This is a genomic window from Pararhodobacter marinus (genome assembly GCF_003122215.1).
GTDB classification, from domain to species: domain Bacteria; phylum Pseudomonadota; class Alphaproteobacteria; order Rhodobacterales; family Rhodobacteraceae; genus Pararhodobacter; species Pararhodobacter marinus.
Genome location: NZ_QEYD01000005.1, coordinates 47,729 through 61,508, shown reverse-complemented (window position 1 = coordinate 61,508; position 13,780 = coordinate 47,729). Strand labels below are relative to the sequence as shown.

Here is a 13,780-nt window from a genome sequence, read left to right as displayed (position 1 = left end):
GTCACTCCGTTCCCAGGCGACGGAAGAACCCGTCGCGATACAGCAGGCTGGCTCCCGGCGCCGTGGCCAGATCAGTCACGCGGCCCAGAAACACGACATGACTGCCCTGCTCGAAGGCTTGTTCGACCACGCAATCGAAGCGGCTGACCGCGCGGTCCAGAAGCGGCACTCCGCCCGGCGTGACGGTCCACAGACCGGGATCGAAAGCCTCGCCGTCATGGCCCGGATTGGACGAGAACCGTCGGGCAATATCGGGCTGTTCGTCGCTGAGGAAATTCACCCCGAAGCGCCCCGCCGCGCGCATCCGCTCGGCGGCGGGCTTGTCACCGCGAAGGCAGACCACCAGCGTCGGCGGTTCGGTCGTGGCCGAGCAGATCGCCGTGATGGTCAGTCCTTCGGGCTTGCCGTCGTGAAGCCATGTCACGACCACCACCGGCGAGACGACGTGGCGCATCGCGGTCTTGTAATCGTCGACCGAAACGGCATCGGGGGCGGTCTTTCCTGCACCGGGATCGGAACGGCGGGTCATGCGGGCTTCCGGTAGACGGGATCGTCGGGATAGGCGCCGCCGATGGGCTGGCGCGCGCCGAAACGCTCGGCCTCGCTGCCCTCGGGCACCGGCTGATCCTCGGCCCAGTCATAGACCACGACACGCTCGGCCACGCGCCATTCCGCGCCGCGTTTCTCGAACCGGTCGCAATAGCGCCCGATCAGCATCACCTGCCGCACCACGCTATCGGCCCCCGCCCCGCGCTGATGGGCGGTGAAGTAGCTTTCGACCTGCGCGCCATCGGGCCCGGTGAATTCGATGAGGATGTTCGAGACCACATGGATATTGCGCGGCCCCGTCGCCCAGACCTTCCTGGCCCAGTCGATAAACCCCTCGACAGGGCCGGAATAGGGGCCGTGCCGGTCGGTCGCATCGGGCCAGTAGGATGCGCGCAACGCCGCTTCGTCGGCGCGGTCGATGCCCCGGCAATAGCGGTACAGGCAATCGCGGATCGCCTCGCGGTCCATCAATTCCTGCACCCGGGTGGCAAGATCGGTCATGAGGCCTCCAGTTCGATAAGCGCGTCCAGCGCGATGACGCCCTGACCTTTTGGCAGCACGCGCACGGGGTTCAGGTCGATGCCGATCACCCCGTCGCGATGCGCGGCGGCAAAGCGCGACAGGTCCGACAGAAGCCGCGCCAGCGCGTCGATATCGGCGGGCTCGGCCCCGCGCGCGCCTTCCAGCAGCGGGAATCCCCGGATCTCGCGGATCATGCGATGGGCCTCGGGCACGTCGAAAGGGGCGGCGCGGAACGTCACGTCTTTCAGCACCTCGACAAAAATGCCCCCCAGCCCGAACATCACCACCGGGCCCAGCACCGGATCGCGGGTGACGCCAACGATGGTCTCGACCCCGCCCTGCACCATGGGCGCGATCAGCACGCCCTCGATCCGGGCGTCCGGCGCCTTGGCGTTCGCGCGGGCCAGGATGGCCTCGGTCGCCGCGCGGACCGCCTGCGCGTCCTTCAGGTTCACCGCCACGCCGCCGATCTCGGTCTTGTGGGCGATGTCGGGCGAGCAGATCTTCGCCACGACCGGGTAACCCAGCCTGTCGGCCGCCGCGACCGCCGCATCAGACGTCGCGGCCAGTTCTTCGTCGGCAAAGCGCAGGCCCGCCTGCCGCAACAGCGCCTTGGCACCCGCTTCCGACAGCGGCCCCTGCGGCAAGGCCAGCGGCGCCATCGGCGCCGGGGCCGATGCGGGCCGCTCGAATGCCCGCCGGAACTTTGCCAACGCGCCCAGCGCATGGGCCAGCGCCGAGCCGTCCTCGTAGACAAGGAACCCGTCGGCCTCGTAGCGGCGCACGGCCTCGACCGGGGCCGACATCGTCAGCGCGCGGATGCGATCCTCGTGCCCCGCCAGCGCCTCCATCAGCGCCTTCCTCAGCGGATCGGCATAGGTTTTCGAGCCCGGCCCGGTCCCGAGGATCGCGGTAAACACATCGTAGCCGCCCTGCGCCATCATCGGGCGCACGCAGGCCTTAAGCACGTCGAGATCGCTCACCGCCTGCGCCGTCGCATCCACGGGATTACGCGGCGCGGCATAGGGCAAGAGCGCCAGAAGCTCTTTTTGCGCAGCCTCGGGCATGGGCGAGACATCAAGCCCCGCCGCCTCGGCATCGTCGGCCAGCTGGATGCCAAAGCCCCCCGACATGGTGAAGATCCCCACCTTGTCCCCCGCCGGGAAACGCCCCGAGGCGGCAGCATAGGCCACGTCGATCTGCTCGGCCGTGGTCGCGGCGCGGTGCACGCCGTATTGGCGCAGGACCGCATCGAACACCCCGTCCGACCCGGCCAGCGCCGCGGTATGCGAAGCCGCCGCCGCCGCCCCCACCGCCGAGCGCCCGGTCTTCATGAAGACGATGGGCTTGTGCAATTGCCGCGCGGTTTCCAGCGCGTCGATGAACAGGTCGCGGTCGCGCACCCCTTCGGCATAGGCCATGACCACGCGGGTATCGGGCTGACGGACCATATGGCTCAGCGCCTCGGCCACGTCGATATCGGCCTCGTTCCCGGTGGTGATCCACTGGCTGATGCCAAGGCCCCGGTTGCGCGCCAGATGCGCGATATGCGCGCCGTAAGCCCCCGATTGCGACACGATACCCACCGGGCCCGGCGCGATCAGCGCGGTGTCGAGGATCACGCTGAACGTCCCGTAATAGCCCAGGGCCGGGTTGAACACGCCCAGACAATTCGGCCCCAGCAGCCGCATCCCCGCTTCGCGCGCGGTAGCCGTCAGCCGGGCCTGCAGAGCTTCGCCCTCGGCGCCAGTCTCCGCGAAACCCGCCGAAAAGATCATGGCGGATTTCACTCCCCGCGCCGCGCAATCCTCGACCGCTTTCAGCGTGGCCGAGGCGGGCAGCGCCAGGATCGCGGTATCGGGCACTTCGGGCAGATCGGCGATGGCGGCATAGGCTTGCAGACCCTGCACCGTCTCGCGCTTGGGGTTCACCGGCAGCACGCGGCCCTTGAACCCGCCCTCGCGCAGATAGCGCAGCGGGCGCCCGCCGATGCGCGAGGCATCGTCCGAGGCACCGACCAGCGCCACGCTTTGCGGGGCGAACAGGGCGTCGAAAGCGTCAGACATCGGGGGTCTCCGAAAGGGTCAGTTTCATGCGCGGTTCGGCCAGGCCCCTGATGCCCAGCCCGTCGATGGCGAACAGATGCCCGCCCTGTGGATGGCGCGAGATCGCGCGCCCCGAACCGCTGTCCTTGATCGAGGTGACATAAAGCGTCGACAGGTCCGGCCCGCCGAAAGCCGGGCAGCTTGGCATGTCGGTCGGCGCTTCGAGCAGCCGCTCCAGCTTGCCCGAGGGGGTGAAGCGGGCCAGCTTGCCCACATTGACCAGCGCTACCCAGACATGCCCCTCGGCATCGACCGTCGCGCCGTCGGGACCGGAATTGAATTGCTGCGTATCGGCAAAGACACGCGGGCGCGACAGCTCGCCATTGTCGTAATCATAGGCGCGCACGAAGCGGTCCAGGCTGTCGGCGAAATACATCGTGCCGCCGTCAGGGCTGAAACACAGCGCATTGGCGATGCGGATGCCGTTGGCCAGGATCTCGGAATGGCCCGCGCCGTCTATGCGCCACAGCTCGCCCACCGGATCGGCAAAGACGCCCATGCCGCCGCAGACGAAACGGCCCTGCCGGTCGACCTTGCCGTCGTTGAAGCGCATTTTCTCGTTGCGCGGGGGGATCAGGAAGGGCGTCACCGCGCCCTTGTCGGGATCGACAAGATAGAAGCCGTCCACCAGCCCGGCGATCAGGCGCCCGTCTTCGCACAGGCCGATCGAGCCCACGGTCGAGGGCGTCTCGCACTGGCCGGTGCTGTCGGTGGCAGGGTCGTGGAACCGGATCAGGCGCGAGACGCCGTCGACCCAGTAAAGCCGCTGGCGGCGTTCGTCCCAAAGCGGGCTTTCACCCAGCATGTCGGGCGTCGCCACGACGCGGGTTGCGACGATCTTGGCGGCGGATTGGGCTGTCATGGATGCATCCCGGAAAGAAGAAAAACGGCGGCCAGAGACGATCCGGCCGCCAGTCAGGGAGGTTCTTATTCGGTGAAGAGCGGGCAGCTGCTTTCCTCGCGGGTGCGCCACGAGTCCTCGGCGGGGATCAGGCCCAGAACGTCGTAGTAATCCCAGTCGCCCGTCGATTCCTCGGGCGTCTTGACCTGCACCATCAGCATCGGATGCATGACCACGCCGTCTTCACGGATCGACACGTCCTGCATGATCGGATCGTTGACCGGCGTGGCGCGCATCTGATCCATGACCGCAACGCCTTCATCCGTGCCGATCGCTTCCAGCGCGGTCAGGTAGTGGTTGACCGCCGAATAGGTCACCAGCTGCGACTCGTTGGGATAGCGACCGTCGAAGGCGGCGTTGTAGCGTTCGGTCAGCGCGCGCGTCTCGTCGTCGCGGTCCCAATAGGCGGCGGCCGAGAAGACCAGCCCCTGCGTCGCCGGCAGGCCGATGCCGTGGATGTTGTTCACCTGCGCGCCCAGCGGGGCGATCTGCTGACCGGCGGCGACGATGCCGAATTCCTCGGCCTGCTTGATGACGTTGGCAAGGTCGGCGCCCGCATTGGCGATGCCGATCACCTGCGCGCCGCTGGCCTGCGCCTGCAGCAGCTGCGACGAGAAGTCCGTGGCGCCCAGCGGATGCAGGGTCGAGCCCAGGACCTCGCCGCCCGCCGCTTCGATGAAACGCGTCGCGTCATCCTGCCAGGCATGGCCGAAGGTGTAATCGACGGTGATGAAATACCAGCTCAGATTGCCCTGCTCGATCTGCGCATTCACCGAACCGCGGGCCAGCGTGTAGGTGTCATAGGCCCAGTTGGTGGTCATGGGCGAACACTGGCCGTTGGTCGTCTCCGTCGTCGCGGTGCCGGCGATCAGGTAGGGGCGCTCGTGCTGGCGCATCACGTCCTGCACGGCCAGCGCGATGGACGAGGCCGAGCAGCCGACGATGGTGTCGACGCCCTCTTCCTCGACCCAGCGGCGCGCGGCCGAGACGCCGACATCGGGCTGGTTCTGATCGTCGGCGACCACCACTTCGATCGGCACGCCGTTGATCGCGCCGCCATGGTCCTCGATGGCCAGCCGCACCATAGCCACCGATCCCGCGCCGCAATTGTCGGCATAGGGACCCGACTGGTCGTTCATCACGCCGATGCGGATCACATCGTCCGAGAAATCGGCCCAGGCCGGCGCGGCGCTCAGCGCGGTGCAGGCCAGAAACAGCGCCGTGGCGCCGGTTGCGTTCATCGTCATTGGTCTTCCTCCCAGGATGATGCGGGGCTCCTCCCTCCCCGCCAGGGCCTCACGAGAAGGCGTAGGTCACGCCTCCATCCACAAACAGCATGTCGCCCGTGACAAAGGACGCGTCGTCCGATGCCAGAAACACAGCCGCGTTTGCCATGTCAGAGGGCTGTCCCAGCCGTCCGATGGGCATCCGTTGCCGGCGCCTTTCCCAACCCTCTTCGCTAACGACCATGTTGGCCCCGTCGGTCTGCGTCGGTCCCGGCGCGATGGCGGTGACGCGGATATTGTCGGGGCCGTATTCCGCCGCGCCCGAACGGGTCGCGGCGGCGACCGCGGCCTTGATGGCCGAGTACATGATGCCATTCTTCATCGCCAGAACAGCCGAGGGCGAGGCGATGTTGACGATCACGCCGCCCCCCGCCTCGCGCATCTGCGGCACGCAGGCCTGATATCCCCAGATCACGCCTTTGAAGCCCACGTCGATCATCCGGCTGATCATCGGTTCGGTCTGATCGTCGAGCGGGCCATAGCGGTTGTACATCGCGTTGTTGACCAGCACCGTGACCGGGCCGAATGCGTGTTTCACCTTGGCCGCGGCGGTGAAGACGTCCTCGCGGTCGGCGACATTCGCCTGCACCGCCATCGCCTCGCCGCCCGCCGCGCGGATCGCCCCGGCGCATTCCTCGGCCACGTCGAGCTTCAGGTCGAGAACCGCGACCTTCGCCCCTTCCCGTGCATAGGCCTCGCTGATCGCGCGGCCGATTCCGCGACCTCCGCCCGTTACCAGAGCGACCCGGCTGGCCAGTCTGCCCTTCATCGAATTCTTCCTTTCCTCCCGGTCCCCGACCCGCCACACCCCTCCCGGGCTGCCGTTCCGGACAGCAGGCAAGACGTCTCCGGGGCGCGCTGACGCGCCCGTCCCGATCCGGTCGCCCGCCGCAACCGGCTGGTCTGTGGGTATGAGGGAAAGATTGCACGAGGTCGGGGATGCGGCTAGAAAAATTCAGTAAGTGAAGCAGAGTTTCACACTTGTGAATTCTGTGCACTTTGGGGGAGGCCACATTCATGTCCAACGCGCAGGTCAAGTCGGCCATGCGGGCGTTCGAGATCCTCGAACATTTCCGCCTGACCCAGCAGCCCCGCACCATGTCGGAATTGTCGGGCGATCTGGGCTATCCGCTGTCCTCGACCACGGTGCTGCTGAAGACGCTCGTGAATCTGGGCTATCTCAGCTATGACCGGGGCCGCCGCGTGTATTTCCCGACGACCAAGGTCACGGGACTGGGCGACTGGGTGCCGCGCGCGCTGTTCGGATCGGGGCATGTCATCGACGCGATGAACGACGTCCATGCCGCCACCAGCGAAGGTATCTTCGTAGGCACCCGCAACGACGTCTATTTGCAATACCTGAAGACCAAGCAATCGCTGCACGCGCTGCGGTTCTTCATCGACGAGGGGACCGTGCGTCCGATCACCCGCTCGGCGGCGGGCTGGGTGCTGATGTCCACCATGTCGGACGACAAGATCGAGAACATGGTGCGCCGCGCCAATATCGCCACGCAGAACCCGGCCGAGCGCGTCCTGTTGCCCGAGATCTTCGAGCGCATCGCCGAGATCCGCGCGCGCGGCTATGGCTGGGCCGAGGACGTGCCCTTCGCCGGCGGCGCGACCATCGCGGTGCTGGTGCCCGGCACGATCCTGGGCAGCCCGGTCACGCTGGCGCTGGGCGGCGTCACGGACCGGATCAAGAAGAATTTCGACAAGTACCTGGGCGCGCTACGCAATGCCGCGCGTTCGATCCCGACCGAGCCGGATTTCGACCGCCCGATCCATATCGAATTGTGACCGGGCCCGGCGCCGGAATGCGGCCTGCTTTTCACGGATGTGAATGTCGGCTTCAGAATTGCCGAAATCGTTGATCGCTGCCGCAAGTCGCGGTTTCATCCCTCCAGACCCGGCGGACCAGAGGAGGCCGCCGGCGCCGCACCCCGTCCCCAGGGCCCGGTGCCGCGCCATCGTTCAGGAGGAGGATCGACATGAGTCGAGCGGAAACGGCCACCGCGGGCGCGGCGGCCGAACGGATTGATATGGTCATCGTCGGGGCGGGATTTGGCGGCATGTATGCCACCTACAAGTTCCGCGAGATGGGCCTGAACATCGTCAGCATCGAAGAAGGCGGCGACGTGGGCGGCGTGTGGTACTGGAACCGCTATCCCGGCGCGCGCTGTGACCTGTTGTCGGTCGATTACAGCTACGGCTTCTCGGACGAGATCCAGCAGGAATGGACGTGGTCCGAGCAATTCGCGGCCCAGCCCGAGATCCTTGCCTATGCCAATTTCGTCGCCGACCGGCTGGACCTGCGCAAGCATTACCGCTTCGGCACCCGCGTCGACAGCGCGAAATGGGACGAGTCCCGCCAGCTCTGGGTGGTGCGCACCAATGACGGCAAGGTGCTGGAAGCGACCTATTGCGTCATGTCCACCGGCCCGCTGTCGAAGCCCACGGATCCGGACATTCCGGGTCTCGATCGCTTCAAGGGCCTGACCCTGCGTGCCGCGCGCTGGCCGCATGAAGAGCCCGACCTGAAGGGCAAGCGGATCGGCGTTCTGGGCACTGGTTCGTCGGGGATGCAGATCATCCAGACGCTGGGCCGCACCGATTGCGAGCTGTTCGTGTTCCAGCGAACGCCCAGCTTCACCCTGCCGATGCGCAACCGCAAGGTAACCGAACAGGATGTGGCCGAACTCAAGGCGAATTACGCCTCGATCCGCGCGGCGTGCAAACTGAACCCCACGGGCGGCGCGCGGCCCGTCTCCACCCGCCCCTTCTTTTCGATCCCCGCCGATCACCGGCAGGAACTGATGGAGCAGGCCTGGCAGCATGGCGGGCATACCTTCCTTGGCATCTTCTCGGACCTGATGGTCAACCAATCGGCCAACGATCAGGTCGCCGATTTCGTCCGCGACCGCATCCACGACACGGTCGATGACAAGGCTACCGCCGAGAAACTGAAGCCGCGCGGCTACCCGATCTTCGCGCGGCGGCCCTGTCTCGATACCGGCTACTATGAGACCTATAACCGCCCCAACGTGCATCTGGTGGATTGCCTGGAAGACCCGATCGTCGAGATCACCGAAACGGGCATCCGCACCCGGTCGGGGGACCATCAGCTTGACGTGCTGATCCTTGCCACCGGCTATGACGCGCTGACCGGCGCGCTGCTGGCCTTCGAGATCACCGGCAGGGATGGCGCCGCGCTCAGGGACAAATGGCGCGATGGCCCGCGCTCGCTGTTCGGGGTCTTGATGCAGGGCTTCCCCAACATGTTCATGACCACCGGCCCCAATGGCCCGGCGGCGCTGGCCAACATCTTTACCATCAGCGAGAACGATGTCGATTTCATCGCCGGGGTGATCGCGCATATGCAGAAAACCGGACAGGGCGCGGTCGAAGCCTCTGCGCAGGCCGAGGATGCCTGGATGGCGCAGATCGAACAGCTCGCCAGCCGCTCGCTGATGCTCAAGGCGAAAACGTGGTGGACCGGCTCGAACGTCAAGGGCAAGCCGCAGGGTATGGCGATGTTCACCGGCGGCTTCCACAAGTACCGCGAAGCCTGCGAGGCCGTGGCCGCCAACGGTTACCGCGATCTCAGCTTCCAGCCCTCGAAGCAACTTGAACCCGCGGCAGGCTGAGCCCGGCCCGGTTCCGACCTTTACAGACCCGGCCGTGCCTTCCGCGTGGCCGGGTGTTTTCATTCAACCCGGAGAGTGACCATGCTTGGCCTCATGCAGGATCGGCCCTTGCTGATCTCGTCCCTTCTTACCCATGCCGAACGCTACCATCCGCGCAGCGAAATCGTGTCCGTCACCTGCGAAGACGAAATCCACCGCACCGACTGGGCCGGGATCGCCCGCCGCGCGCGCAAGGCCGCGCAAGCCTTGCGACGTCTGGGCGTCAAACCCGGTGACCGGGTGGGGACGCTGGCCTGGAACACCCATCGTCACCTGGAGCTCTATTATGCCGCCGCCGGCATCGGCGCGGTGCTGCACACCGTCAATCCGCGCCTGTTCCCCGACCAGATCGAGTATATCCTGAACCACGGCGCGGCAGAGGTCCTGCTGTTCGACGCGCCCTTCCTCGATCTGGTCGACGGGCTGGCGGACAGGCTGAAAACGGTGAAGCACCGGGTCGTCCTGTCCCCGGCCAGCCACATGCCCAAAGGCCGCGCCGATCTGTCGAGTTACGAGGCGCTGCTGGCCTCGGAAGACGGCGCGCTGGACTGGCCGGTTTTCGATGAAAAACAGGCCTCGGGGCTATGCTACACCTCGGGGACGACCGGCAATCCCAAGGGGGTGCTGTATTCGCATCGCTCGACCGTGCTGCATGCATTCCTGTGCTGTCAGGTCGATGGCCTGCAATTGTCGCGCGCCGATGCCACCCTGCTGGCCGTGCCGCTGTTTCACGTCAATGCCTGGGGTATTCCCTATGCCTCGGCGCTGTGCGGGGCGAAGCTGGTTCTGCCGGGACCGAAGCTGGACGGCAAGTCGCTCTACGATCTGGCACGGGCCGAGGAATGCACCTTTTCGCTGGGCGTGCCGACGGTCTGGATCGGGCTGTTCAAGTATCTCGACGAAAACGGCATCAACCCCGAAACCCTGCCCTTCCAGCGCGTGCTGATGGGCGGCTCGGCGGCGCCGCGCGCATTGCTGCAGCGGTTCCACGACGCGGGCGTCCATGCGTTCCAGGCGTGGGGAATGAGCGAAACCAGTCCCGTCGCCACGGTCGCCTCGCTGCTGCCCGATCATCGCGACCTGCCCAAATCCGCCCAGATCGACATTCTGGCGCGGCAGGGCCGGGCGATGTTCGGTGTCGATCTGAAGATCGTCGACGAATCCGGCGCCGAATTGCCTCAGGATGGCAGCGTCTCAGGCGAGCTGATGGTGCGCGGCCCGTGGGTCACCTCGGGCTATTACGGCGGCGTCGGCGGTCAGGTCGTGGATGAGGGCGGCTGGTTCGCGACCGGCGACGTGGCGAAGATCGACGGTGAGGGGTTCGTGACGCTGACCGACCGCTCGAAGGACGTGATCAAGTCGGGCGGCGAATGGATCAGCTCGATCGAGCTGGAAAACGCCGCGCTCGGCCATCCGGCGGTCGAGGCCGCGGCGGTGGTGGGCGTGACGCATGAACGCTGGCAGGAGCGCCCGCTGATGCTGGTGGTCAGGAAGCCCGGAAGCGACGTCGCATCCGCCGACATCCTGTCCTATCTCGACGACAGGGTGGTGCGCTGGTGGCTGCCCGACGACGTGGTCTTCGTCGATCATCTGCCGCTGACCGCGACCGGCAAGCTGGACAAGAAGGTGCTGCGCGAGGCGTGGAAGGATCACCTGGTCAAGGTTGACGCGTCAGCTCCGTGAACGGACAGACATCGGCCTCGAAGGGCACGCGGCGGCGACGGAAGGGCGGTCCGGGGACAATCTCGGGCCGCGCGATCCGGTCCATGCGAAAGTGGCGAAAGTCGCCCTTTTCAGGATCCCAGCCGACCAGATACCACAGGGGCGGCAGGATCAGCATGGCCTGCGGCTCGACCTGTCGTCGGGTCTGGTTGCCCTTGGCATCGCGATAGGCAAAGCGGATCGGCTGACGGTCCAGGAAGCCTGCCTCGAAGCAAGGCAGCAGGGCCGGGTCCATCGCGTCCCGGTCGGACAGATCCTGCAAGGGCGACAGCCGGCCCACATGCAGCCCCTCCAGCAAGGCGCGCAGGTCGCGCAGTTGATCGGCCGAAAGGCTTTTCTCGATCTTGGCAAGGCCCGTATCGGCCAGCTCGGCAAAGGGCACATCCCGCGCGATCTGCATTGCCGAAACGGTGACGATCAGCGCGAAGACCTCGCTGACCGACAGCCGCGGCCCAGAGCGCGCGGCCTGCGGATCAAGCAGCAAGCCGCCCCCCGGACCGGGCTCGGAATGGATCAGGTAGCCCTCGTCACGCAGGCAGGACAGGTCGCGCAGCACCGTGCGGCGCGAGGTGCCGACCGCTTGGGCCAGCGTTTCGCTCGTGGTGAGGCCGTTGCGGCGAAGATGGCGGATCAGGTGATCCTGACGGGCGCGGGAGTTCATGCGACAAGCCTAGCATGATTGGTGACAAGTTCTGGCACCGATTCTGGCTATCCATTGTGTCGCCCTCAGGACACAGGAGAATTCGCCATGAAAGCCAATACCTTGCCGCAGATCGTCAACCCCGCGCCGCTGCCCGATCCCAGCCCGAATGGCTACAGCACCGCCGTGATCGCACCGGCTTCGGCGCGGCTTGCCTTCATTTCGGGACAAGGGGGGCAGGATCACACCGGCGCGCTGTCTCCGGATTTCGTCGGGCAGGTCCGGCAGGCCTATGACAATCTGCGCACGGCGCTGGAAGGCTTGGGCGCTGGGCCCGAGCGGGTCGTCAAGCTGACCACCTATGTGGTCGATCACGACCCGTCGAAGCTGGGCCCGATGACCGAGGCGGTGATCACGATTTTCGGAGATCGGATGCCGGCGCAGACGCTGGTCGGGGTCCCGGCCCTCGCCCTTCCGTCGATGCTGTTCGAGGTCGAGGCCGTCGTCGCGCTGGACTGACGGCATGGCGAAGGGGCGGGTCCGGCCCGCCCCTTCTTCATCGTTACGCCCGCGCAACGCGGCGCTTGAGGAAGGCCTGCAACTCGCCCACCAGCCCGCGGCGGAAGAACAGGATCACCACCAGGAACACACTCCCCTGGATGATCAGCGCCCATTCCCCGAACTGCGCCAGGTGGTCGGTCAGCAGCACGACCAGCGCCGCGCCGACGATGGGGCCGGCCAGCGTGCCCAATCCCCCCAGAAGCGCCATGAAGATGATCGTGCCCGAGACGTGGAACGACAGGTCGTGCAGCGTGGCGATTTGCAGAACCGATGCTTTCATCGCCCCGGCCAGACCCGCCAGACCGGCCGACAGCGTCAGGGCCAGGATCTTGAACCGCTCGGGCACGAAACCCAGCGATTCCATCCGCCCCTCGTTGTCGCGGATCGCGCGCAGCACCTCGCCGAAGGGCGAATGCACGATGCGGTAGAAGAACCAGATCGCCGCGACCGACACCGCCAGAACCAGATAATACAGCGACAGGTTCGACGACACGTCCACCACCCCGAACAGGTCCGAGCGCGGGATGCGCTGCAGCCCGTCCTCGCCATGCGTGAAAGGCGCGCGCAGCAGCAGGAAGTAGATGAACTGCGAAATGGCCAGCGTGATCATCGCGAACTGGATACCGCCCCGCCGGGCCGAGATCAGGCCGACGACCCAGCCCAGCGCGGCCATGGCCAGGGCGGCGCCCAGAAAGGCCAGCTCGATCGACAATCCGCCCTCTTTCATCAGCCAGCCGCCGATATAGGCCCCGGCGCCGAAGAACATCGCGTGGCCGAAGCACAACAGCCCGGCATAACCCAGGAGAAGATTGAAGCTGGAGGCGAAGACCATGAAGCACAGGATCGTCATCAGCAGGATCGGATAGACGAAGAACGGCGCGATCAGCGCGACGACGGCCAGCACGGCCAACAGGATATAGCGCGTCATCTGGACGACTCCGGCGAAGAGAACAGGCCATTGGGCCGCAGGATCAGGGCGACGATCATGATGACGAAGATCGCGAGGTTCGAGGCCTCGGGATAAAAGACCTTGGTCAGCCCCTCGACGATGCCGATCAGATAGCCCGTCAGGATCGCCCCCAGGATCGAGCCCATGCCGCCGATCACCACCACGGCAAAGATGACGATCATCAGGTTCGACCCCATCGAGGGCGAGACCTGATAGATCGGGGCTGCCAGCACCCCGCCCAGACCCGCCAGCCCCACGCCAAAGGCATAGGTCAGGCTCATCATGCGGGGCACGTTGATGCCGAAACTTTCGACGATCTCGGGCCGTTCATTGGCCGCGCGCAGATAGGCGCCAAGCTTGGTCTTTTCGATCAGCAGCCATGTCGCGATGCAGACGACCAGCGAGAAGACGACGACCCAGCCCCGGTACCAGGGCAGGAACATGAAGCCCAGATTGATGCCGCCGGGAAGCGGCGAGGCATAGGGCAACCCGGTCGAGCCGAATTCCAGCCGCATCAGCCCCTCCATGATCAGCACCGCCGCGAAGGTGGCGAGCAGGCTGTAGAGGTGATCGAGATGCCTGAGCGGTTTCAGGATCGTCTGCTCCATCAGCAATCCGACCGCCCCCACCACCACCGGGGCGATGAACAGCGCGCCCCAATAGGGAATGCCCAGATGGTTCAGCAGCAGGAGCGCCACGAAGGCCCCCAGCATGTATTGCGCGCCATGGGCGAAGTTCACGACATGGATCAGGCCGAAGATGATCGCCAGCCCCAGGCTGAGCATGGCGTAGAACGACCCGTTGATCAGGCCGATCAGCAATTGTCCCAGCAAAAGCTGGATCGAGATGTGATCGAACATCG

The 13,780-nt window shown here is 66.0% G+C and carries 13 protein-coding genes; 4 read left to right on the top strand and 9 right to left on the bottom strand.

The genetic code is table 11. The features are described from left to right. Position 1 precedes the first annotated feature (1 nt). From C4N9_RS09055 to C4N9_RS09030, 6 genes are all read right to left on the bottom strand, one after another. A complete protein-coding gene (locus C4N9_RS09055; RefSeq protein WP_109533009.1) occupies positions 2–529 on the bottom strand; it encodes a flavin reductase family protein in 528 nt (175 codons plus the stop codon). Beyond that, the gene (locus C4N9_RS09050; RefSeq protein WP_109533008.1) at positions 526–1,050 is read right to left on the bottom strand and encodes a nuclear transport factor 2 family protein; all 525 of its coding nucleotides are present in this window, start codon (positions 1,048–1,050) and stop codon (positions 526–528) included. The genes C4N9_RS09055 and C4N9_RS09050 overlap by 4 nt, the downstream gene beginning before the upstream one ends. Then, positions 1,047–3,137 carry an acetate--CoA ligase family protein gene (locus C4N9_RS09045; protein ID WP_109533007.1) on the bottom strand — a complete coding sequence of 697 codons (2,091 nt, stop codon included), beginning with the start codon at positions 3,135–3,137 and terminating at the stop codon, positions 1,047–1,049. The genes C4N9_RS09050 and C4N9_RS09045 overlap by 4 nt, the downstream gene beginning before the upstream one ends. Continuing rightward, a complete protein-coding gene (locus C4N9_RS09040; protein ID WP_245902501.1) occupies positions 3,130–4,038 on the bottom strand; it encodes an SMP-30/gluconolactonase/LRE family protein in 909 nt (302 codons plus the stop codon). The genes C4N9_RS09045 and C4N9_RS09040 overlap by 8 nt, the downstream gene beginning before the upstream one ends. Before the next feature lie 65 nt (positions 4,039–4,103). Beyond that, positions 4,104–5,324, bottom strand: coding sequence for an ABC transporter substrate-binding protein (locus C4N9_RS09035; RefSeq protein ID WP_109533006.1), 1,221 nt, complete (start codon positions 5,322–5,324; stop codon positions 4,104–4,106). Positions 5,325–5,373: 49 nt separating this feature from the next. Beyond that, the gene (locus C4N9_RS09030) at positions 5,374–6,132 is read right to left on the bottom strand and encodes an SDR family NAD(P)-dependent oxidoreductase (RefSeq protein ID WP_109533005.1); all 759 of its coding nucleotides are present in this window, start codon (positions 6,130–6,132) and stop codon (positions 5,374–5,376) included. 248 nt (positions 6,133–6,380) lie between these two features. Between C4N9_RS09030 and C4N9_RS09025 the strand changes: the two genes are divergently transcribed. From C4N9_RS09025 to C4N9_RS09015, 3 genes are all read left to right on the top strand, one after another. Then, a complete protein-coding gene (locus tag C4N9_RS09025; RefSeq protein WP_109533004.1) occupies positions 6,381–7,160 on the top strand; it encodes an IclR family transcriptional regulator in 780 nt (259 codons plus the stop codon). Between the two features lie 191 nt (positions 7,161–7,351). After that, a complete protein-coding gene (locus C4N9_RS09020; protein ID WP_109533003.1) occupies positions 7,352–9,007 on the top strand; it encodes a flavin-containing monooxygenase in 1,656 nt (551 codons plus the stop codon). 81 nt (positions 9,008–9,088) lie between these two features. Then, positions 9,089–10,729 carry a long-chain fatty acid--CoA ligase gene (locus tag C4N9_RS09015; protein WP_109533002.1) on the top strand — a complete coding sequence of 547 codons (1,641 nt, stop codon included), beginning with the start codon at positions 9,089–9,091 and terminating at the stop codon, positions 10,727–10,729. On the opposite strand, the gene C4N9_RS09010 is transcribed toward C4N9_RS09015, so the two are convergent. Continuing rightward, on the bottom strand, positions 10,704–11,429 hold the full coding sequence (locus C4N9_RS09010; RefSeq protein WP_109533001.1) for a helix-turn-helix transcriptional regulator: 726 nt from the start codon (positions 11,427–11,429) through the stop codon (positions 10,704–10,706). The two genes, C4N9_RS09015 and C4N9_RS09010, sit on opposite strands and share 26 nt — an antisense overlap. A gap of 87 nt (positions 11,430–11,516) precedes the next feature. Between C4N9_RS09010 and C4N9_RS09005 the strand changes: the two genes are divergently transcribed. After that, positions 11,517–11,927, top strand: coding sequence for a RidA family protein (locus C4N9_RS09005; RefSeq protein ID WP_109533000.1), 411 nt, complete (start codon positions 11,517–11,519; stop codon positions 11,925–11,927). Positions 11,928–11,970: 43 nt separating this feature from the next. Here the strand turns inward: C4N9_RS09005 and C4N9_RS09000 are convergent, their stop codons facing one another. Together C4N9_RS09000 and C4N9_RS08995 are read right to left on the bottom strand one after the other, a co-directional pair. Beyond that, positions 11,971–12,897 (bottom strand): branched-chain amino acid ABC transporter permease, encoded by a 927-nt coding sequence (locus tag C4N9_RS09000; protein WP_109532999.1) that lies wholly within the window; start codon positions 12,895–12,897, stop codon positions 11,971–11,973. After that, entirely contained in the window at positions 12,894–13,778 is an 885-nt protein-coding gene (locus C4N9_RS08995; protein WP_109532998.1) for a branched-chain amino acid ABC transporter permease, read from the bottom strand. The genes C4N9_RS09000 and C4N9_RS08995 overlap by 4 nt, the downstream gene beginning before the upstream one ends. Positions 13,779–13,780 lie beyond the last annotated feature (2 nt).

Excerpts from the sequence above, each read along its gene's own strand:
- C4N9_RS09055 (WP_109533009.1), bottom strand. The coding sequence starts at position 529 with ATGACCCGCCGTTCCGATCCCGGTGCAGGAAAGACCGCCCCCGATGCC.
- C4N9_RS09050 (WP_109533008.1), bottom strand. The coding sequence starts at position 1,050 with ATGACCGATCTTGCCACCCGGGTGCAGGAATTGATGGACCGCGAGGCG.
- C4N9_RS09045 (WP_109533007.1), bottom strand. The coding sequence starts at position 3,137 with ATGTCTGACGCTTTCGACGCCCTGTTCGCCCCGCAAAGCGTGGCGCTG.
- C4N9_RS09040 (WP_245902501.1), bottom strand. The coding sequence starts at position 4,038 with ATGACAGCCCAATCCGCCGCCAAGATCGTCGCAACCCGCGTCGTGGCG.
- C4N9_RS09035 (WP_109533006.1), bottom strand. The coding sequence starts at position 5,324 with ATGACGATGAACGCAACCGGCGCCACGGCGCTGTTTCTGGCCTGCACC.
- C4N9_RS09030 (WP_109533005.1), bottom strand. The coding sequence starts at position 6,132 with ATGAAGGGCAGACTGGCCAGCCGGGTCGCTCTGGTAACGGGCGGAGGT.
- C4N9_RS09025 (WP_109533004.1), top strand. The coding sequence starts at position 6,381 with ATGTCCAACGCGCAGGTCAAGTCGGCCATGCGGGCGTTCGAGATCCTC.
- C4N9_RS09020 (WP_109533003.1), top strand. The coding sequence starts at position 7,352 with ATGAGTCGAGCGGAAACGGCCACCGCGGGCGCGGCGGCCGAACGGATT.
- C4N9_RS09015 (WP_109533002.1), top strand. The coding sequence starts at position 9,089 with ATGCTTGGCCTCATGCAGGATCGGCCCTTGCTGATCTCGTCCCTTCTT.
- C4N9_RS09010 (WP_109533001.1), bottom strand. The coding sequence starts at position 11,429 with ATGAACTCCCGCGCCCGTCAGGATCACCTGATCCGCCATCTTCGCCGC.
- C4N9_RS09005 (WP_109533000.1), top strand. The coding sequence starts at position 11,517 with ATGAAAGCCAATACCTTGCCGCAGATCGTCAACCCCGCGCCGCTGCCC.
- C4N9_RS09000 (WP_109532999.1), bottom strand. The coding sequence starts at position 12,897 with ATGACGCGCTATATCCTGTTGGCCGTGCTGGCCGTCGTCGCGCTGATC.
- C4N9_RS08995 (WP_109532998.1), bottom strand. The coding sequence starts at position 13,778 with ATGTTCGATCACATCTCGATCCAGCTTTTGCTGGGACAATTGCTGATC.